Origin of the sequence: Streptomyces sp. NPDC058796, assembly GCF_042745235.1 — a bacterium.
In the GTDB taxonomy this organism is placed as follows: Bacteria; Actinomycetota; Actinomycetes; order Streptomycetales; family Streptomycetaceae; genus Streptomyces.
Window position 1 is genome coordinate 117,574 of the sequence record NZ_JBHYOP010000007.1, and the last position, 20,409, is coordinate 137,982.

A 20,409-nucleotide genomic window follows, 5' to 3' on the forward strand; every position below is an offset into this window, starting at 1 on the left:
CCGCGCCGCTCACTTGGCGGTGTCCGCCACGAGGCGCTCGACGGCGTCGACGGCCTCGCCGATGGCGGCCGGGTTCTGGCCGCCGCCCTGGGCGACGTCCGGCTTGCCGCCACCGCCGCCGCCGAGGGTCTTGGCGGCGGTGCGCACCAGGTCACCGGCCTTGAGACCGCGGTCGCGAGCGGCGTCGTTGGTGGCGATGACCGTGAGCGGCTTGCCGCCCACCGTGGTGAACAGCGCGACCACGGCGGCCCGGCCGCCCTGGATGCGGCCGCGTACGTCGAGGACGAGCTTGCGCAGGTCGTCGGCGGTGGTGCCGTCCGGGACCCGGCCGGTGACGACGGCCACGCCGCGTACGTCCTTGGCGGACTCGGCGAGACCGGCGGCGGCCTGGAGGACCTTCTCGGCGCGGAACTTCTCGATCTCCTTCTCGGCGTCCTTCAGCTTGCCGAGCATGGCGGAGACCTTCTCCGGAAGCTCCTCCGGGCGGCCCTTGATCAGCTCCTGGAGCTGGGCGACGACCGTGTGCTCGCGGGCGAGGAAGTTGTAGGCGTCCACACCGACCAGGGCCTCGATGCGGCGCACGCCGGAGCCGATGGACGACTCGCCGAGCAGCTTGACCAGGCCGAGCTGGGCGGTGTTGTGCACGTGGGTGCCGCCGCACAGCTCCTTGGAGAAGTCACCGATGGTCACGACGCGCACGCGCTCGCCGTACTTCTCGCCGAACTCGGCGATGGCGCCCTGCTTCTTGGCCTCGTCGATGCCCATGACGTCGGCGCGCACGTCCAGGTCCCGGGCGAGGACCTCGTTGATCTTCTGCTCGACGTCGGTCATCACGGCCGTCGGCACGGCGGCCGGCGAGCCGAAGTCGAAGCGGAAGCGGCCGGGCTGGTTCTCCGAACCGGCCTGGGCGGCCGTCGGACCGAGGGCGTCGCGCAGGGCCTGGTGGGTGAGGTGGGTGGCCGAGTGGGCGCGGGCGATGGCCTTGCGGCGCCGGTCGTCGATGGAGGCGTGGGCCTTGGCGCCGACGGTGATCTCACCGACCTGCACGACGCCCTTGTGCACGTAGACGCCCGGCACCGGCTTCTGGCAGTCGCGCACCTCGATGACGGCACCGGAGTCGACCTTGATCCGGCCGGTGTCGCCGATCTGGCCGCCGCCCTCGGCGTAGAACGGGGTGCGGTCGAGGACGATCTCGACCTCGTCGCCCTCGGTGGCGGCCGGGGAGGAGGCACCGTCTACGAGGATGCCGACGATCGTGGACTCGCTCTCGGTGTCCGTGTAGCCGACGAAGTCGGTGGCACCGGCCTGGTCGGCGATCTCGCGGTAGGCGCCGGCGCCGGCGTGGCCGGTCTTCTTGGCCTGGGCGTCGGCCTTGGCGCGCTCCCGCTGCTCCTTCATCAGGCGCCGGAACCCGTCCTCGTCCACGGACAGCCCCTGCTCGGCGGCCATCTCCAGGGTGAGGTCGATCGGGAAGCCCCAGGTGTCGTGGAGCAGGAACGCCTTGTCGCCGGCGAGGACGGTCCCGCCGGCGGCCTTGGTGTCGCTCACGGCGGTGTCGAGGATGTTGGTGCCGGCCTTCAGCGTCTTGAGGAAGGCGTTCTCCTCGGCGAGGGCGACCTTCTCGATCCGCTCGCGGTCGGTGATCAGCTCGGGGTACTGCTGCCCCATCATGCCGATCACGACGTCGATCAGGTCCTTGACGACCGGACCGGTGGCGCCGAGCAGGCGCATGTTGCGGATGGCACGGCGCATGATGCGGCGCAGTACGTAGCCGCGGCCCTCGTTGCCCGGGGTGACGCCGTCACCGATGAGCATCACGGAGGTGCGCATGTGGTCGGTGACCACGCGCAGGGAGACGTCCGAGGCCTGGGCGTCGCCGTAGGCCACGCCGGTCAGCTCGGTGGCCTTCTTGATGACGGCCATGGAGGTGTCGATCTCGTACATGTTCTGCACGCCCTGCAGAATCATGGCGAGGCGTTCCAGGCCGAGACCCGTGTCGATGTTCTTGCTCGGCAGGTCCCCGAGGATCGGGTAGTCCTTGCCGGGACCCTCGCCGCGCTCGTACTGCATGAAGACGAGGTTCCAGATCTCCACGTACCGCTCGTCGTTGACGGCCGGGCCGCCCTCGACGCCGAACTCGGGGCCGCGGTCGTAGTTGATCTCGGAGCAGGGGCCGCACGGGCCGGGGACGCCCATGTCCCAGTAGTTGTCCTTCTTGCCCAGGCGCTGGATGCGCTCGGAGGGGACGCCGACGACGTCGTGCCAGATGCGCTCGGCCTCGTCGTCGTCCTCGTAGACGGTGATCCACAGGCGCTCGGGGTCGAGGCCGTAACCGCCCTTGTCCTGGGCGCTGGTGAGCAGCTCCCAGGCGAGCTTGATGGCGCCTTCCTTGAAGTAGTCGCCGAAGGAGAAGTTGCCGCACATCTGGAAGAACGTGCCGTGGCGCGTGGTCTTGCCGACCTCTTCGATGTCCGGCGTGCGCACGCACTTCTGCACGCTGGTGGCGCGGTCGAAGGGCGGCTTGACCTCACCCAGGAAGTAGGGCTTGAACGGCACCATGCCGGCCGGGACGAGGAGCAGAGTCGGGTCGTCCGCGATGAGCGACGCCGAAGGGACGACGGTGTGACCGCGCTCCTCGAAGAAGCTCAACCAGCGGCGACGAATCTCGGCCGACTCCATCAGTGGTCCTCATTCCGGTTGTACGAGTACGTCGTCCTGACGTCGACGACGGACTTCGGGTCGTTGCGGTTCTCGATGGCGGCGTGGTGCCGCAGTGCGGGCAGTTCACGGTCGACGGGGGCGTTCAGCCCGAGCACGTCGTCCAGTTCGGCCTCCCGCTGGGCCATGTTCTCGCGGACGTCGAGGGCGAAGCCCACCGCGCGGTCCTTGAGCCGGGTACCCGCGTCCAGCGCCTTGTTCGCCGCGGTCGCGGCGAGGCTGTCCGGGGTGAGCTGCTTGAGCTTCCGGTTGACCTTTGTGGTGGCCCACACACCGGCGGCGACACCGGTGCCGAACCAGAACGTACGGCGGAACATCGCTGGATCAGTCCTTCTTCCGCTTCATCCGCCGCGCGGCCGGGATCGTACGGCCGACGATCACGGTGCGCCGCGGCTGCTTGGCCGGGCCCGCGGGCCCGTCCTCCTTGCGGCCGCCGAGTGCCCGGCGCACGCCGTACCCGAACGCGGCGACCTTGACCAGGGGGCCGCCGAAGGTGGAGGCCACGGTGGTGGACAGCGCCGAGGCGTTCGACGTGACCTCCTGGACGTCCGAGGCGATCGCGTCGACGCGGTCGATCTGGGTCTGCGCGGAACGCACCGCCGACGAGGCGTCGGCCAGCAGCGGGACGGCCTGGTCGGTCACGTCCGCCACCAGCTTGGTGGTCGCCCTGAGCGTCTGGGCCAGCCTCGCCAGTGCCACGGCGAGGAAGGAGACCAGGATCGCCCAGAAGACGGCCACCAGGATCCCGGCCACCTCGCCACCGGACACTGCCGCACCCGCTCCCTGAAAGACGTGCCTGAACATCAAAAAGTCGTGTACCGAGCCTATCGCGCCGGGCGCGGGGCTCCGTACCGGATTACCGTCCGCGTCCTGGGGAGAACGAGGGAGTCGGGCGAAGCGATTGTACGGAGTGAATACGGTTCAGTACGCTCCGTGTCTCATGCGAGACCTTCGGCGCGACCGCATCCCCCACGGCAACCTCCCGCTGGAACTGGACGCCTTCGTGGGAAGAGCCGCGGAACTCGCGGAGCTGGCCCGGGCGCTGGGCTCGGCGCGGCTGGTGACGGTGACCGGGGCGGGCGGTGTCGGGAAGTCCCGTCTGGCGGTGCGGACCGCCGCGCGGTGCGCGCCCCGGGACGGGGTGTGGCGGGTGGATCTGTCGCCGGTGCGCGACGAGGAGTTCGTCGACTACGCGGTGGTGGAGGCGCTGGGCCTGGTCGACCACACCACCCGGCTGCCGCGCGAGACGCTGCTCGCGCACCTCGCCGACCGGGAGCTGCTGCTGGTCCTGGACGGGGTCGAGCACCTGGTGGACGCGTGTGCCTCGCTGGTGGCCGAGCTGCTGGGCCGCTCCCCCGGCCTGCGGGTGCTGGCCGTGGGCCGCAGGCCGTTGGCGGTGGCCGGGGAGCGGGTGCTGCCGCTGGCTCCGCTGCGGCCGGAGGAGGCGGTGGAGCTGCTGGCGGTCCGGGCGGGGCAGCGGCACGCGGGGTCCGGCCGCGGTCACGCCCTGGACGAGGACCGGGAAGAGGTGCGCGAGCTGTGCCGGCGCCTGGACGGCATTCCGCTGGCCATCGAACTGGCGGCGGGCCGGCTCGGCGCGCTGTCCCCGCGGCAGATGCTGCAACGGCTGGACGACCGGTTCCGCCTGCTGACCGGCGGGGACCGCACCGCGCTCCCCCGGCACCGGACGCTGCGCACGGCGATCGGCTGGAGTCACGAGCTGTGCACGCCCGGGGAGCGGCTGCTGTGGGCGCGGCTGTCGGTGTTCACCGGCTCGTTCGACCTGGAGGCGGCCGAGTACGTGTGCAGCGGCGACGGACTGCCCGCCGACGAGGTGCTGGACGTCCTGTCCGCGCTGCTCACCCAGTCCCTGCTGGCCCGCGAGGAGACCCCGGCCGGAGTGCGCTACCGGATGCTCGACACGGTGCGGGCCTACGGCGCCGACTGGCTGGAGGCGACGGGGGACGCGGCGCGGCTGCGGCGCCGGCACCGGGACTGGTTCGTGGGCCTGGCGACCTGGTGCGAGCTCGAGTGGTTCTCGCCGCGCCAGCTGGAGGTCGCCGCGCGGGTGGAAGCGGAGCTGCCGAACCTGCGCGGGGCCCTGGAGCACTCGCTGACCGAGCCGGACGAGGCGCACCTGGGCCAGTACCTCGCGGGTGCCCTGTGGTTCCACTGGGTCGGCTGCGGACGGCTGTCGGAGGGGCGGCGGTGGCTGGAGCGGGCGGTGCGGCTGGAGGCGGAGGGCACGGCGGGCGAGCAGTCCCGGCTCAAGGCGCTGTGGGTGCTCGGCTACGTGGCGGTCCTCCAGGGCGACACCGCGCACGCGTTCGCGGCGCTCCAGGAGTGCCGGGAGGAGGCCGAGCGGTCGGCCAACCCGACGGCGGTGGCCTACGCGGAGCACCGCACCGGTTGTCTGGCGCTGGTCACGGACGACATGCCGCGCGCGGAGACGCTGTTGCGCTCGGCGCTGCACCGCTACCGGGAGATCGGCGAGCTCAACAGCAACGTCCTGATGGGGCAGGTGGAGCTGGCGATGACCCTGGCGTTCCAGGGCGACCTGCCGGACGCGGTGCGCCTGTGCGAGGACGTGCGCCTGGTGTGCGAGGACCACGGGGAGCGCTGGGCCCGGGGCTACGCCCTGTACGTGCTGGCCTACGCGGCCTGGAACGACGGTGAGCCGGTGCGGGCCCGCGAGTTGCTGGTCGACTGTCTGCGCGGTGCGCACCGCTTCCGGGACCAGCTGGGATCGGTGCTGGCGGTGGAGCTGCTGGCCCTGGTCACCGTGGCGGAGGGCGACGCCGCGGAGGCGGCGGTGCTGCAGGGCGGGGCGGCGCGGATGTGGCCGTCGGTGGGGCTGCCGCTGTTCGGTTCGGCGCACTACAACGCCCCGCACGAGCTGTGCGAGGCGGCGGCGCGGGAGCAGCTGGGCGACGAGCGCTACGAGGAGTGCGTACGGCACGGAGCGCGGCTCGGCCGCCGGGAGGTGGTGACGCGGGCGCTCAGGCGGCCGGGGACGGCGCCGGTCCCGCTGCCCGTGCCGCGCGGGAGCGGGCGCCGGACCGCTGCGGGCGCGGGGTGGGCGAAGCCCGCCGCCTCGCCCACCCGGAAGGGCGGGGAGACGGCGGGCTGAGGTACCGCGGGTGTACTGCGCCGGGGCTGGGATCAGCGGGCGTAGTACTCGACGACGAGCTGCTCGTCGCAGATCACCGGGATCTCCTTGCGGTTCGGCTCGCGGTCCAGGCGGAACGCCAGGGCCTTGAGGTTCACCTGGAGGTAGCGCGGGGTCTCGCCGTCGGGGGCGAAGCCACCCTCACGGGCGATCGTGAAGAGGGTCTTCTCCTTGGAGCGCTCGCGCACCTGCACGACGTCGTCCGGACGGACGCGGAAGGACGGCTTGTCGACCTTCTGCCCGTTGACCTGGATGTGGCCGTGGACGACCATCTGGCGGGCCTGGTAGATCGTGCGGGCGATGCCCGAACGCAGGACCAGCGCGTCGAGGCGGCGCTCGAGCTCGATGACCAGGGCCTCACCGGTCTTCATGTTGGTCTTGGAGGCACGCTCGTAGGCACGGACGAGCTGGCGCTCGCTGAGGTCGTACTGCGCGCGCAGACGCTGCTTCTCGAGCAGACGGACCTTGTAGTCCGAGTTCTGCTTGCGGCCGCGGCCGTGCTCACCCGGCGGGTAGGGGCGGGCCTCGAAGTACTTGACGGCCTTCGGCGTCAGCGCGATGCCGAGGGCACGCGACTTCTTGACCTTGGGGCGGGACTGGTTCGCCACTGTGTCTCTTTCCTAGTTCTCCGGCTTGTCAGGGTTGAGGGAGGTCGCAATCCGCAGCCGGGGAAACCCGCCGGGTCCGCGTGGGACCTGCCGGGCAGCCGCTCCCCTGGTCTGGGCACATACGTGCAGCACGCGAGTGGCCCACCGACCTGTCCCGGATCTCCGGGTGGTGGTGGGCTGCCCGCGACACCATCGACGGTGCGCGACGCTCCTGGAACCCCGAAGGGTTCCGGCCGGTTGTCCCGTTCTGACTGCACGGGACTCGGCACTCCGGGCGATTCTACAGGCTGCTCAGGACCGCTTGCGACCGAGGTGCCCTCGGGTCCACTCCACCGCGTCCGCGTACCTGGCCTCGGCGCCGTGCCGGGTCGGGGTGTAGTAGGTGCGGTCCTTCAGCTCGTCCGGGGCGTACTGCTGGGCGGCGATGCCCTCCGGCAGGTCGTGCGGGTACACGTACCCCTGCCCGTGCCCGAGCTTTCCGGCGCCCTTGTAGTGGCTGTCGCGCAGGTGGGCCGGGACCGGCCCGGCGTGCCCCTTGCGCACGTCGTCCAGGGCGGCGCCGATGGCGGTGGTGGCGGCGTTGGACTTGGGGGCGAGAGCCAGGGCGATGGTGGCGTGGCTGAGGGTGAGAGCGGCCTCGGGGAAGCCGATCATGGCGACGGCCTGGGCGGCGGCCACGGCGATTGGCAGGGCGTTCGGGTCGGCGAGGCCGATGTCCTCGCTGGCGGAGATCATCAGGCGGCGGGCGATGAACCGGGGGTCCTCGCCGGCCTCGATCATCCGGGCCAGGTAGTGCAGGGCGGCGTCCACGTCGGAGCCTCGGATGGACTTGATCAGGGCGCTGGCGACGTCGTAGTGCTGGTCGCCGTCGCGGTCGTACTTCACCGCGGCCCGGTCGACGGTCTCCTCCAGCGTCGCCAGGGTGACCGCGCTCTCGCCCTTGTCGAGGGCGGCCCCGGCGGCGGCCTCCAGCGCGGTCAGCGCGCGGCGGGCGTCACCGCCGGCGATGCGCAGCAGGTGGTCCTCGGTGTCCTCGGGGAGCGTGACGGCCTCCCCCAGGCCGCGTTCGTCGGTCAGGGCGCGGCGCAGCAGGCCCCGGACGTCGTCGTCGGTGAGCGGTTCGAGGGTGAGGAGGAGGGAGCGGGAGAGCAGGGGGGAGATCACCGAGAAGTACGGGTTCTCGGTGGTGGCGGCGATGAGGGTGACCCAGCGGTTCTCCACGGCCGGGAGGAGGGAGTCCTGCTGGGCCTTGCTGAAGCGGTGGATCTCGTCGAGGAAGAGAACGGTCTCCTTGCCGTACCCGCCGACCGCGCGGCGGGCGCCGTCGATGACCGCGCGGACCTCCTTGACGCCCGCGGTGATCGCCGACAGCTCCACGAAGCGCTTGTTGGTGGCCTTGGAGACGACGTACGCCAGCGTGGTCTTGCCGGTGCCGGGCGGTCCCCAGAGGATGACCGAGGAGGGGCCCGCGGGGCCGGAGCCGCCCTCTCCGACCAGTCGGCGCAGGGGGGAACCGGGCTTGAGCAGGTGCTGCTGGCCGACGACCTCGTCGAGGGTGCGCGGGCGCATCCGCACGGCGAGGGGGCTGCCGGTCGGGTCCTTCTCCTGGCGTTCTTCTGCTGCTGCGGTGAACAGGTCGGGCTCCACGCTCTGAACCCTAAATCACCGCACTGACAACCCGGCGCGCACGGTGGGCCCGGCGCACCAGGCCGGTCAGCTGGTCCAGAAGTCCCACCAGCGGGTCAGGATCATCATGCCGATGATGCCGATGTGCAGCACCGGCAGGACCCAGGTGAACTCGCCGAAGAAGCTCCTGAGCCAGCCCGGCGCGGGCAGGAAGCCCTTGCGGACGTTGAACGAGGTCACGTACCAGAACATCAGGATCGTCGCGACCCAGGCGAGGCAGCACCACAGGCACAGCGAGTTGATCCGGTACAGGGACTGGAACTGCAGCCAGGTGCAGAAGCCCACACCGAAGAGCGTGCCGGCGTTGAAGGTGAGCCAGTACCAGCGCGGGAAGCGGGCGCGGCCGAGCAGGCTCATGCCGACGCAGACGACCATGCCGTAGGCGACGAGGCCGAGCATCGGGTTGGGGAAGCCGAAGACGGAGGCCTGGTCGCTCTCCATGATGTTGCCGCAGGAGACGACCGGGTTGAGGCTGCAGCCGGGGGTGAAGGTGGTGCCGGCGATCTTGGCCTCGAGGATCTTCTGCTTGTCGATCGTGATGACCCAGGCAGCGAGCAGACCGGCCGCGCCCGTGATCACCAGCAGCAGTGCGAGGGCTCGGCTGCCGCCCTCTGCGCGCGGGGTGCGGGCGCCGGGGTCCGGCGCGGACTCTGCCACGGTGGAGACGTCCTTCACTGTCGTCTTGCTCATCACGCCGATTCCGTCACTGGAGGGTCGGACCTGCTTCGGGCAGGGGCCATTGTGCCGCACGGGCCTGTATGACCACCGTTCGATGAACCTATGAACGGGTCGGCGATCACTCCTGAGCGGCGCCTTTCGGCCACCACCCGTTCCCCCGGGGCACGCGCGAGCGAATGCGCGTACCCCCGGAGGGTGCCGCTGTGTTAGCCGAGCCGCGACTCCAGTTCCGCGACGATCTCGTTGACGCCGATCGCGGTCTGTTCGCCGGACTCCATGTCCTTGAGCTGGACGACGCCCTCGGCGAGGTCGCGCTCGCCGAGGACCAGGGCGTAGCGGGCGCCGGAGCGGTTGGCGGCCTTCATCGCGGCCTTCAGGCCCTTGCCGCCGTACGAGAAGTCGGCGGCGACGCCGTTCTTGCGCAACTCGGTGACCTTGGCGAACAGGATCCGGCGGGCCTCCTCGCCCAGCGGGACCGCGAAGACGGAGGTCGCGGACGGGATGTCCAGTTCGATGCCCTCCGCCTCCAGGGCGAGGACGGTGCGGTCGACGCCGAGGGCCCAGCCCACGGACGGGAGGGACGGGCCGCCGATCATCTCGGACAGTCCGTCGTAGCGGCCGCCGCCGCCCACCGCGGACTGGGAGCCGAGACCGTCGTGGACGAACTCGAACGTCGTGCGGGTGTAGTAGTCCAGGCCGCGCACCAGCTTCGGGTCGTCCTCGAAGACGACGCCGGCCGCCGTGATCAGTTCGCGGACCTCCTCGTGGTACGCCTTGCAGGCGTCGCACAGGTAGTCGCGCAGCAGCGGGGCGTCGGTGAGCTGCTTCTGGACCTCCGGGCGCTTGTCGTCCAGGACGCGCAGCGGGTTGATCTCCGCGCGGCGCAGCGTCTCCTCGTCCAGGTCCAGGCCGCGCAGGAAGTCCTGGAGCGCGGCGCGGTAGACCGGGCGGCACTCCTTGTCGCCCAGGGAGTTGAGGAGGATGCGGAAGTTCTGCAGGCCGAGCGCGCGGTACGACTGGTCGGCGAGGATGATCAGTTCGGCGTCGAGCGCCGGGTCCTCCGCACCGATCGCCTCGGCGCCGACCTGGGAGAAGTGGCGGTAACGGCCCTTCTGGGGGCGCTCGTAGCGGTACTGCGAGCCGGAGTACCAGACCTTGACCGGCAGGTTGCCCGCCTTGTGCAGGTTGGCCTCGAGGACCGCGCGCAGCACGGGGGCGGTGGTCTCCGGGCGCAGGGCGAGGCGGTCGCCGCCCTTGGTCTCGAAGACGTACATCTCCTTGGTCACGATGTCGGTCGACTCACCGACACCGCGCGCGAAGAGCTCGACGTTCTCGAAGCCGGGCGTCTCGATGTAGCCGTAGCCCGAGTTGCGCAGCGGGGCGGCGATCGCCTCGCGGACCGCCAGGAACTTGGCGGAGTCGGGCGGCAGCAGGTCGTACGTGCCCTTGGGGGCCTTGAAGGTGCTCACGGAAGGTCTCGTCACATTCCTCGTCGGGGCGCGTCCGGGGCGCCCTGGCCGGCGGCCACTTGCCGCAGATACGGGTTGGTGGCGCGTTCCTGGCCGATGGTCGTGTACTCGTTGTGCCCGGGCAGCACCACGGTGGAGTCGTCGAGCGGCAGGACCACGCGGGCCAGGGACTCGAGCATGTCGTCCATGGAGCCACCGGGGAAGTCGGTGCGTCCGATGGAGCCGGCGAACAGCAGGTCGCCCGAGAACATGATCGGCGGGATGTCCGCCGCCTCGGGGAGGCCGAAGGTCACCGACCCCTTGGTATGGCCCGGCGCGTGCGCGACCGACAGGGTCAGGCCGGCCAGCTCCAGCCGCGCGCCGTCGGTCAGCTCCTTGACGTCGTCCGGCTCCCCGACGGTCAGCTCGCCCATGAGCGGCATGCCGATCGTGCGGCCGATCCCCTTCTCGGGGTCGCTCATCATGTAGCGGTCCTCGGGGTGGATCCAGGCGGGCACGTCGTGCGCGCCGCACACCGGGACGACCGAGGCCACGTGGTCGATGTGGCCGTGGGTGAGGACGACGGCGACGGGCTTGAGCCGATGCTTCCTGATCGCTTCCTCGACTCCGGGGGCCGCCTGGTGGCCCGGGTCGATGATCACGCACTCCTCACCGGCGGCCGGGGCGACGAGATAACAGTTCGTCCCCCATGCTCCGGCGCGGAACCCGGCAATGAGCACGATCGTCCTTCGTTTGTGTCGGTACGGGTGGGCTTGCGAACGGGTCGCGCCCATGGTCAGAGCCTACCGGCGGTGCCGATTCCTCAGCGAACCCATATACGGTACGGGGCTACACGCCCACGGTCGGCTCATCGCACCCACGCGTACCGGTCGGCACACGAAGACGCATGAGGAGAGAACCCGGTGGTCAGCCAGGAGCAGCGGCGGCGTCAGCTCGCCCGGGAGAAGTTCTTGCGGCAGCAGCAGCGGCGCACGTCCGCGCGGCGCAGGGCGCGCATGCGCAACGCCGCGATCGCGTCGGTGCTCGGCGTGATCCTGATCGGCAGTGTCGCGCTGTACACGACGGGCGTGGTCCTGAAGGACGACGACAGCAAGACGAACGCGAGCGCGGAGGTCACCCCGAGCGCCTCCGCGTCCAGCAAGGCGCCGGACCCGTGCGACAAGCCGGCCGAGGGCAAGGTCAAGACGCAGACCTGGGAGAAGGAACCTGCGATGACCATCGACGAGTCGGCGAAGTACACGATGAAGCTGGAGACCACCTGCGGCGACATCGACATCGCGCTGAAGGCGAAGGCGGCTCCGCACACCGTCAACTCGTTCAACTTCCTGGCGGGCAAGGGCTTCTTCGACCACACCAAGTGCCACCGGCTCACCACCGAGGGCATCTACGTGCTCCAGTGCGGCGACCCCACCGCCCAGGGCAACGGCGGCCCGGGCTACAACATCCCGGACGAGAACCTGAAGGACAAGAGCCTCAAGGACAACATGTATCCGGCGGGTACGGTGGCGATGGCGAACACCGGTCAGCCGGACTCCGGCGGCAGCCAGTTCTTCCTCGTGTACCAGAACAGCCAGCTGCCGCCGAGCTACACCCCGTTCGGCACGATCTCGGACGAGGGCATGACGGTCCTGAAGAAGATCGCGTCCGCCGGATCCCAGCCCGCGGACCCGACGACCGGCAACACCGCGCCCAACGCGACGGTCGTCATCGACAAGGCCACCGTCACGAAATCCTGACCCTCATCAGCGAAAGTTCGGTCGCGCGGGATGCGGACAGGCCCCCCGCCGGTCGCCTATGTTGGCCGTGACGAAACTGTGGACGATGCCCGGGGGTAGCGAAGCCCTCCGCAGGCATCATGTGGAGGAGGCGCTGTGAGCAGCGACCCGTGGGGCCGCGTCGACGAGACGGGGACCGTGTACGTGCGTACGGCCGACGGCGAGAAGGTCGTCGGTTCCTGGCAGGCGGGCTCCCCCGAGGAGGCGCTGGCCTATTTCGAGCGCAAGTACGAAGGCCTGGTTGTCGAGATCGGCCTCCTCGAGAAGCGCGTGAAGACCACCGACCTGTCGGCGAAGGACGCCCAGACCGCCATCGACCACCTGCGGGAGCAGGTCGTCGCGCACCACGCGGTGGGCGACCTGGACGCGCTGCGGACCCGGCTGGACAAGCTCGTCGAGCTGGTGGAGAAGCGCCGCGAGGAGCGGAAGGTCCAGCGGGCGAAGCAGTCCGACGAGGCGCGCGCCGCCAAGGAGGCGCTGGTCGCCGAGGCCGAGGAGCTGGCCCGGTCCGACCAGTGGCGGTCGGCCGGTGAGCGGCTGCGGTCCCTGGTGGACACCTGGAAGGGTCTGCCGCGGCTGGACCGCAAGTCCGACGACGAGCTGTGGCACCGTTTCTCGCACGCGCGGTCGGCGTTCTCCAAGCGGCGCAAGCAGCACTTCGCCCAGCTGGACGCCCAGCGCGAGGAGGCCCGCAAGACCAAGGAACGGCTGGTCTCCGAGGCGGAGGCGCTGTCGAACTCGACGGACTGGGGGCCTACGGCCGCGCGCTACCGCGACCTGATGTCCGAGTGGAAGGCCGCGGGCCGCGCGCAGCGCGAGCACGAGGACGACCTGTGGAACCGCTTCCGCGGCGCCCAGGACGTGTTCTTCGCCGCCCGCAGCTCCGTCTTCGCCGAGCGTGACGCCGAGCAGGCGGAGAACCTCAAGCTCAAGGAGGAGCTGGCCGAGGAGGCCGAGAAGCTCCTGCCGGTCACCGACCTGAAGGCGGCCCGCGCCGCGTTCCGCTCGGTGAACGAGCGCTGGGAGGCCATCGGCCACGTGCCGCGCGACGCCCGGCCCAAGGTCGAGGGCCGGATGCACGCCGTGGAGCGGGCCCTCCAGGAGGCCGAGGAGGCCGAGTGGCGCCGGACGAACCCTGAGGCACGCGCGCGTGCCGAGGGCCTGACCGGTCAGCTGCAGGCCGCCGTCGACAAGCTCAGGGGCCAGATCGAGCAGGCCCGCGCCCAGGGCAACAACGCGAAGGCCGACAAGCTGGAGCGTGAGCTGGAGGGCCGGCAGGCCCTGCTGGACCAGGCGCTGAAGGGGCTGCACGAGTTCGGCGGCTGACGGGTTCACGAGAGAGGGGCTTCCGTACGCGTCGTACGGAAGCCCCTCTCTCGTGTCTGTCGCGGCCTACGACGGCCTGCGCGCCGATGTCACCCGGTAGACGTCGTAGACGCCCTCCACGCCGCGTACGGCCTTCAGGACGTGGCCCAGGTGTTTCGGGTCGCCCATCTCGAAGGTGAAGCGGGAGGTGGCCACACGGTCGCGGGAGGTCTGGACGGCCGCGGAGAGGATGTTGACGTGCTGGTCGGACAGCACGCGGGTGACGTCCGAGAGGAGCCGGGAGCGGTCCAGGGCCTCGACCTGGATGGCGACCAGGAAGACGGAGGACTGGGTGGGCGCCCACTCGACCTCGAGGATGCGCTCGGGCTCGCGGGAGAGCGAGTCCACGTTCACGCAGTCGCTGCGGTGGACGGAGACGCCGCTGCCGCGGGTGACGAAGCCGATGATCGGGTCGCCGGGGACGGGTGTGCAGCAGCGGGCCAGCTTGACCCACACGTCCTCGACGCCCTTGACGACGACGCCCGGGTCGGCACTGGTGCGGCGTTTGCGGCCGCGACCGCGGGCCGGCGGGACCGACTCGTCGATCTCCTCGGTGGCCGCCTCCTCGCCGCCGAGCGCCTGGACCAGCTTCTGCACGATGTTCTGCGCGGAGACGTGGCCCTCGCCGATCGCCGCGTACAGCGCGGAGATGTCCGAGTAGCGCATCTCGTGCGCGAGGGTGACCAGGGAGTCGCCGGTCAGGATGCGCTGGATCGGCAGGTTCTGCTTGCGCATCGCGCGGACGATGGAGTCCTTGCCCTGCTCGATCGCCTCGTCGCGGCGCTCCTTGGAGAACCAGGCGCGGATCTTGTTGCGGGCGCGCGGCGACTTGACGAAGCCGAGCCAGTCGCGGGAGGGACCCGCGCCGGCCGCCTTGGAGGTGAAGACCTCCACCAGGTCGCCGTTGTCGAGGGTGGACTCCAGCGGGACGAGACGGCCGTTGACCCGTGCCCCTATGGTCCGGTGGCCGACCTCGGTGTGGACCGCGTAGGCGAAGTCCACGGGCGTGGCCCCGGCCGGGAGCGCTATGACGTCGCCCTTGGGCGTGAAGACGAAGACCTCGTTGCGGGAGAGGTCGAAGCGCAGGGACTCCAGGAACTCGCCGGGGTCCTCGGTCTCCTTCTGCCAGTCGAGGAGCTGGCGCAGCCACGCCATGTCGTTGAGGTGGTCGTCCTTGCCCTTGCCGGAGGACTTGGGCGCGTCGGAGCGGACCTTGGAGGCGCCGGCGACGGCCTCCTGCTTGTACTTCCAGTGCGCGGCGATGCCGTACTCCGCGCGGCGGTGCATGTCGAAGGTGCGGATCTGCAGCTCGACCGGCTTGCCGTTGGGCCCGATGACCGTCGTGTGCAGCGACTGGTACATGTTGAACTTGGGCATCGCGATGTAGTCCTTGAACCGCCCCGGGACCGGGTTCCAGCGGGCGTGGACCGTACCGAGCGCCGCGTAGCAGTCGCGGACGGTGTCCACCAGGACGCGGATGCCCACCAGGTCGTAGATCTCCGCGAAGTCACGGCCGCGGACGATCATCTTCTGGTAGACGCTGTAGTAGTGCTTGGGCCGGCCGGTGACGGTCGCCTTGATACGGGCCGCGCGCAGGTCCTGCTGGACCTCGTCGGTGACGATCGCCAGGTACTCGTCGCGCTTGGGGGCACGCTCGGCGACCAGGCGGACGATCTCGTCGTACATCTTGGGGTAGAGGATCGCGAAGGCGAGGTCCTCCAGCTCCCACTTGATGGTGTTCATGCCCAGGCGATGGGCGAGCGGCGCGTAGATCTCCAGGGTTTCGCGCGCCTTCTTCTCCTGCTTCTCCCGCTTGAGGTAGCGCATCGTGCGCATGTTGTGCAGGCGGTCGGCGAGTTTGATGACCAGGACGCGCGGGTCCTTCGCCATGGCGACGACCATCTTGCGCACGGTCTCGGCCTGCGCGGCCTCGCCGAACTTCACCTTGTCGAGCTTGGTCACGCCGTCGACGAGGAGGGTGACGACGTCGCCGAAGTCGCGGCGCAGGTCCTCCAGGCCGTACTCGGTGTCCTCGACGGTGTCGTGCAGCAGGCCCGCCATGAGCGTGGCCGGGTCCATGCCCAGTTCGGCGAGGATGGTGGTGACGGCGAGCGGGTGCGTGATGTACGGGTCGCCGCTCTTGCGCTTCTGGCCGCGGTGCCAGCGTTCGGCGACCTGGTAGGCGCGCTCGATCTGGCGCAGCGTCGCCGCCTCGATCTTGGGGTCGTTGCTGCGCACTATCCGCAGCAGGGGCTCCAGGACCGGGTTGTACGGATTGGCGCGCTGCACGCCGAGGCGGGCGAGGCGGGCACGGACGCGGTTGGAGGAGCCGGAGCGGGCGGGCTGCCCGGCGGGGGTGCGCACCACGGGCGCGTTGCGTTCACGCTCGGGCGGCATGGGCTTGGGACGCGGCTGCTGCTCGGCCGGCTTGTCGACGGGCGCGGACGGGGCGTGCTGGATCGGCCCGCGGGTGTCGTTCTTCGCCTGGGGCCCGCTCGGCGCGGGCTTCGCCGCGGGCGCCGAGGCGGACTCGGGCTTTGCGGCGGTCAGTGGCTGGGCCTCGTCTGGCAAGAGGACTCCTCGTGCGCGATCCGGGTCCCCCGGTCAGGCTCCGGAGTCCCCATGGTAGCGATCCTGCACCCCGGGACCGCCTTCAGGCCAATGTGAGGGCCGTCAACCCGTGAAACGCCTGGGGCGGGCGCCGGATTCCTCCGGGCCCGCCCCAGGTGTGCGGTACGTGGGCTCAGACCGTGAGCAGCGCCTTCAGCGGCGCCCCGGTCAGGGCCGGCTCCAGGCGGGCCCGGCCGCCCAGGAAACCCAGCTCCATCAGGACGGCGAGGCCACAGACCTCGGCACCGGCCCGGCGGATGAGCTCCACGGACGCCTCGGCGGTACCGCCGGTGGCGAGGACGTCGTCGACGACCAGCACCCGGTCGCCCGCGGCCAGGTCCTCGGCGTGCACCTCGATCTCGGCGGAGCCGTACTCAAGGTCGTAGGCCTGGCTGAGGGTCGCTCCGGGGAGCTTGCCCGCCTTGCGTACGGGGATGAAGCCGAGGCCCGCCCGCAGCGCCACGGGGGCGCCCAGGATGAAGCCGCGTGCCTCCAGACCCACGACCTTGGTGGCACCGGTGTCCCGGGCCACCTCGGCGAGCGCGTCGGTGAGTACGGCGAAGGCCTCGGGGTCCGCCAGGAGCGGGGTGATGTCCTTGAACATCACGCCCGGCTCCGGGTAGTCCTCCACGTCCCGGATGCGGCTGAGCAGCAGCTCCGTGATATCGGTCGTCTCGGTCATCGGCCCTTCCCCGAGGGACGGCCGCGGCCTCGGGCGCGGGAGGCGGGCTGGTTGCGGGGTCCGACGACGGCGGGCGCCGCGTCGTCGGGCTCGTCGGCCGCTTCGTCGGCGTCGGACTCCACCGGCTCTCCCTTGGCCGCGGCCTGGGCGCGCTTGGCGAGGACACGCTTCTTGAGGGACTTCATCTGCGGCTCGGCCTCCTTGAGGTCGGCGACGAGCGGCGTGGCGATGAAGATCGACGAGTACGCGCCGGCCGCGAGGCCCACGAACAGCGACAGGGAGATGTCGTTGAGCATGCCGGCGCCGAGGACACCACCGCCGATGAACAGCAGGCCCGCCACCGGCAGCAGCGCGACCACCGTGGTGTTGATGGAGCGGACCAGCGTGCTGTTGATCGAACGGTTGGCGATCTCGGCGTAGGTCCAGCGGGTCTGTTTGGTGATGTCTCTCGTCTGTTCCTTGAGGCTGTCGAAGACGACGACCGTGTCGTACAGCGAGTAACCGAGGATCGTGAGCAGACCGATCACCGTGCCGGGGGTGACCTCGAAGCCGACGAGGGCGTAGATGCCGACGGTGATGGTGATGTCGTGGATCAGCGCGACGAACGCTGCCATCGCCATGCGCCACTCGAAGGCGATGGCCAGGTAGATGACCACGAGGACCATGAAGATCCCGAGGCCCTGCCACGCCTTGTTGGCGATCTGGTCACCCCAGCTGGGGCCGACCAGGTCGGCGTTGATCTTCTCCGCGGGGACGTCGAGGTCCTTGGAGAGCTCTTCCTTGATCTGGTCCGAGGCCTCGGTGTCGGTGCCCGCGATCTGGATGCGGAGGCTGCCGTCGCCGAGCTTCTGGACGATCGCGTCGTGGCCCGAGGCCTCTTCCGCGTAGCTCTCGGCCTGGGAGACCGAGGTGCTCATGTTCTTCGGGGTGGTGAAGACCGCGCCGCCCTGGAACTCGATGCCCATGTGCAGACCGCGCACCGCCAGGCCGACGATGGCCGTGATGGTGATCAGGATCGAGATGCCGTACCAGAGCTTGCGGTTCTTGACGAAGTCGTAGCCGATCTCGCCGTGGTGCAGCCGGGCGCCGAGGTTGCCGAGCTTCCCCATCTCACGCCTCCTTCGGGTCGACGGGGCCGGCGACGGTGCGCGCGGGACGGCGGGTGCGGCGCAGCGGCGGCTTGGCGCCCAGGCTCTTCGGGTCGAGGCCGGACCACTTGTGGCCGCTCGCGAAGAACTTGCGGCGGGCCATCAGCGTCAGCAGCGGCTTGGTGAAGAGGAACACCACCACCACGTCGAGCAGGGTGGTCAGGCCGAGCGTGAACGCGAAGCCCTGGACCTTGCCGACGGTGACGACGAACAGGACCGCGGCGGCGAGGAAGGAGACGAAGTCGGAGACCAGGATGGTGCGCCGGGCGCGCGGCCAGGCCCGCTCGACGGCGGGTCGCAGCGAGCGGCCCTCCCGGATCTCGTCGCGGACGCGTTCGAAGTACACGATGAACGAGTCCGCCGTGATGCCGATCGCGACGATGGCACCGCACACGGCCGGCAGGTTCAGCGCGAAGCCGATGGCCGGGCCGAGCAGCGACATGATCACGTACGTGAGCCCCGCGGAGACGAAGAGCGAGGCGATGGCGATGAACGACAGGCCGCGGTAGTACACCAGCAGGTAGAGGATGACCAGGGCCAGGCCGATCGCACCGGCGATCAGACCGGCCTTGAGCTGATCACCGCCGAGCGCGGCGGTGACGGTCGTGACGCTGTCCTCCTTGAAGGTCAGCGGCAGGGCACCGTAGGAGAGCATGTTGGCGAGGCCCTCGGCCTCTTCCTGGTCGAAGTTGCCGGAGATCTCCGCGCTGCCGCCGGTGAGCGCCTGGCTGACGTAGGGGTCGGAGACGACCTCGTTGTCCAGGACGATGGCGAACTGGTTCTGCGGGGACTGGTTCTGAGCGAGCTTGCCGGTGATGTCGGCGAACTTCTTGGCGCCCTCGTCCGTGAACCTCATCGTCACGGTCCAGCCGGCACCGGTCTGGGTGTTCAGTACGGCTTCGGACTCGTCGACGTCCGTGCCGTCGACCGCGGCGGGGCCGAGGATGTACTTCTGCCACTGGCCCTGCGCGTTCTGACCGCAGGCGACCATCGACTCGCCGGGCTTGGAACCGTCACCGGCCTTGGCGCGGGCGTCCGCGTCGGTGCAGTCCAGCTTCGCGTACTGCTCCTGCAGCTTGGCGGCCGCGTCGTCGCCGGAGGCGCTCGGAGACGGGGAGGCGTCGCCGGACGGCTCGCCGGAGGGGCTGGGGTCGGCCTTGAGGGCGTCGCTGGCGGCCCGGCCCTGTGGGCTGGCGCTCGCCGAGGCGGCGTCGGACGGCGTGTCGCTCGCCTTGCCGCCGTCGGTGGCCTTGTCCTTGTCGGCCGCGCCGTCGGTCGCCTTGTCCGTCGGCTCGCCGGAGGCGTTGCCGGTGGCGCTCGGCGAGGGGCTGCCGGTCGCGCCGGGGCCGGACAGCTCCGTGGCTACGACCGGGCGGAAGTAGAGCTTGGCGGTGGTGCCGACCTGCTCCCGGGCTTTCTCGGAATTCGTGCCCTTGGGAATGTTGACGATGATGTTCCGGTCGCCCTGGGTCTGAACCTCGGCTTCGGACACACCCAGACCATTGACACGGCGCTCCATGATGCCGACCGCGGTGTTCATGTTGGTCTTGTTGATCGCCGATTTCTGGCCCTCTTCCGGGACCGCACGGAGCGTGATGCTCGTGCCGCCGGCGAGGTCGATACCGAGACGCGGAGTCGTGTGCCCGGAGGCGAACATGCCTCCGGTGAGCGCCACGATGGCGATCAGAATCAGGGCCAGCGAGCGCCCGGGCTTACTCTGAGCGCTCGCATTCTTTCCCTTTTTAGGTGCTACCACCTTTGCGTACTCCCTCTCGGGCCGCGTCGCGCCGGGTAGGCGTCACCGGCGGCCATCACATGGTGTCGGGATCCGTGCGAGCCGCGCATCGCACGGGGTGCGCGGGAACGGTCCGCACACCCCGGAGCACGGCTTACTTCGCCTCGGAACCGCCGTCGGACTTCTTCGCCTGCTCGTCGGTCTTGGCCTCGGCGGACGTGGCGCCGGCCGTCGGCTCGTCGGCCGGCGTGTCGTCGGCGTCCTTCTTGCCGAGGTCGACGGACTTGTCGCCGGAGGCGGCAGCGTCGTCGGCGGAGGCGTCGGTCCCGGTGAGGGAGGAGGCATCGTCCGGGACGATGTCGGAGTCGGACTTCAGGTCGTGCTCGATGCCGTGGACGATGCGGTTGTACTCCTCGTCCGTGAGGACGGCACCGATGGAGTTCTTGGCGAAGAGCAGCTCCACACCCGGGCCGGCGTCAAGGAGGACCGTGTCGTCGTTGACCTCCTTGACCGTGGCGTACATGCCCCCGATGGTGCGGACGCCGGAACCGGGCTGCATCTGGTTCCGCATGTCGACGGCCTGCTGCTGCTTCTTCTTCGCCGACCGGGTCATCAGGAACATGGCCCCGATGAGCACGATGAACGGGAGGAGGGTCACGAGACTCACGGGTCGGTACTTCCTTCACACGACCGCAATTGGTGAGCGGCCTGATGGTTGGGGGTGTGTGCGCCGCCGACAAGGGCGGCATCGGCGGAGTCTAAGCGA

General features: G+C 70.3%; 16 protein-coding genes. 3 read left to right on the forward strand and 13 right to left on the reverse strand.

All coding sequences use genetic code 11. The features are described 5' to 3' along the window. Positions 1 to 9 precede the first annotated feature (9 nt). Genes alaS through ACFW47_RS18870 form a run of 3 tightly spaced genes read right to left on the reverse strand, consistent with a single transcriptional unit; the run spans position 10 to position 3,486 of the window. Positions 10 to 2,679 carry an alanine--tRNA ligase gene (gene alaS, locus ACFW47_RS18860; RefSeq protein ID WP_386306387.1) on the reverse strand — a complete coding sequence of 890 codons (2,670 nt, stop codon included), beginning with the start codon at positions 2,677 to 2,679 and terminating at the stop codon, positions 10 to 12. Then, on the reverse strand, positions 2,679 to 3,035 hold the full coding sequence (locus ACFW47_RS18865; RefSeq protein ID WP_386286261.1) for a hypothetical protein: 357 nt from the start codon (positions 3,033 to 3,035) through the stop codon (positions 2,679 to 2,681). The genes alaS and ACFW47_RS18865 overlap by 1 nt, the downstream gene beginning before the upstream one ends. A 7-nt stretch (positions 3,036 to 3,042) precedes the next feature. Further along, positions 3,043 to 3,486, reverse strand: a complete 444-nt coding sequence (locus tag ACFW47_RS18870) for a DUF948 domain-containing protein (RefSeq protein ID WP_386286260.1) — start codon at positions 3,484 to 3,486, stop codon at positions 3,043 to 3,045. 172 nt (positions 3,487 to 3,658) lie between these two features. Between ACFW47_RS18870 and ACFW47_RS18875 the strand changes: the two genes are divergently transcribed. Beyond that, a complete protein-coding gene (locus ACFW47_RS18875; RefSeq protein ID WP_386306389.1) occupies positions 3,659 to 5,848 on the forward strand; it encodes an ATP-binding protein in 2,190 nt (729 codons plus the stop codon). A gap of 32 nt (positions 5,849 to 5,880) precedes the next feature. On the opposite strand, the gene rpsD is transcribed toward ACFW47_RS18875, so the two are convergent. The 5 genes from rpsD to ACFW47_RS18900 all read right to left on the reverse strand — a co-directional run bounded on the left by rpsD (position 5,881) and on the right by ACFW47_RS18900 (position 11,047). After that, the gene (rpsD, locus tag ACFW47_RS18880) at positions 5,881 to 6,495 is read right to left on the reverse strand and encodes a 30S ribosomal protein S4 (RefSeq protein ID WP_030185023.1); all 615 of its coding nucleotides are present in this window, start codon (positions 6,493 to 6,495) and stop codon (positions 5,881 to 5,883) included. Positions 6,496 to 6,786: 291 nt separating this feature from the next. Continuing rightward, complete coding sequence (locus ACFW47_RS18885; protein ID WP_386286258.1) at positions 6,787 to 8,142, reverse strand: replication-associated recombination protein A; 1,356 nt, start codon at positions 8,140 to 8,142, stop codon at positions 6,787 to 6,789. Between the two features lie 66 nt (positions 8,143 to 8,208). After that, entirely contained in the window at positions 8,209 to 8,871 is a 663-nt protein-coding gene (locus ACFW47_RS18890) for a vitamin K epoxide reductase family protein (RefSeq protein WP_386286257.1), read from the reverse strand. Between the two features lie 194 nt (positions 8,872 to 9,065). Beyond that, the gene (gene hisS / locus ACFW47_RS18895) at positions 9,066 to 10,328 is read right to left on the reverse strand and encodes a histidine--tRNA ligase (protein WP_386306390.1); all 1,263 of its coding nucleotides are present in this window, start codon (positions 10,326 to 10,328) and stop codon (positions 9,066 to 9,068) included. A gap of 11 nt (positions 10,329 to 10,339) precedes the next feature. Further along, a complete protein-coding gene (locus ACFW47_RS18900) occupies positions 10,340 to 11,047 on the reverse strand; it encodes an MBL fold metallo-hydrolase (RefSeq protein ID WP_386286255.1) in 708 nt (235 codons plus the stop codon). Positions 11,048 to 11,230: 183 nt separating this feature from the next. Here ACFW47_RS18900 and ACFW47_RS18905 point away from each other — a divergent pair, with 183 nt between their 5' ends. Continuing rightward, complete coding sequence (locus tag ACFW47_RS18905) at positions 11,231 to 12,064, forward strand: peptidylprolyl isomerase (RefSeq protein WP_386286254.1); 834 nt, start codon at positions 11,231 to 11,233, stop codon at positions 12,062 to 12,064. Between the two features lie 135 nt (positions 12,065 to 12,199). Further along, positions 12,200 to 13,429, forward strand: coding sequence for a DUF349 domain-containing protein (locus tag ACFW47_RS18910; protein WP_386286253.1), 1,230 nt, complete (start codon positions 12,200 to 12,202; stop codon positions 13,427 to 13,429). Positions 13,430 to 13,495: 66 nt separating this feature from the next. Here ACFW47_RS18910 and relA read toward each other — a convergent pair whose 3' ends face one another. The 5 genes from relA to yajC form a co-directional block, all read right to left on the reverse strand. Beyond that, positions 13,496 to 16,039, reverse strand: a complete 2,544-nt coding sequence (gene relA / locus ACFW47_RS18915; RefSeq protein WP_386286252.1) for a GTP pyrophosphokinase — start codon at positions 16,037 to 16,039, stop codon at positions 13,496 to 13,498. A gap of 172 nt (positions 16,040 to 16,211) precedes the next feature. After that, positions 16,212 to 16,760: an adenine phosphoribosyltransferase gene (locus tag ACFW47_RS18920; RefSeq protein ID WP_386286251.1), complete on the reverse strand. Its 549-nt coding sequence runs from the start codon at positions 16,758 to 16,760 to the stop codon at positions 16,212 to 16,214. Then, positions 16,757 to 17,869, reverse strand: a complete 1,113-nt coding sequence (gene secF / locus ACFW47_RS18925; protein ID WP_386286250.1) for a protein translocase subunit SecF — start codon at positions 17,867 to 17,869, stop codon at positions 16,757 to 16,759. Before secF ends, ACFW47_RS18920 begins: the two co-directional genes overlap by 4 nt. A 1-nt stretch (position 17,870) precedes the next feature. Further along, complete coding sequence (gene secD, locus ACFW47_RS18930) at positions 17,871 to 19,664, reverse strand: protein translocase subunit SecD (protein ID WP_386286249.1); 1,794 nt, start codon at positions 19,662 to 19,664, stop codon at positions 17,871 to 17,873. Positions 19,665 to 19,797: 133 nt separating this feature from the next. Then, on the reverse strand, positions 19,798 to 20,310 hold the full coding sequence (yajC, locus tag ACFW47_RS18935) for a preprotein translocase subunit YajC (protein ID WP_386306392.1): 513 nt from the start codon (positions 20,308 to 20,310) through the stop codon (positions 19,798 to 19,800). Between the last annotated feature and the right edge of the window lie 99 nt (positions 20,311 to 20,409).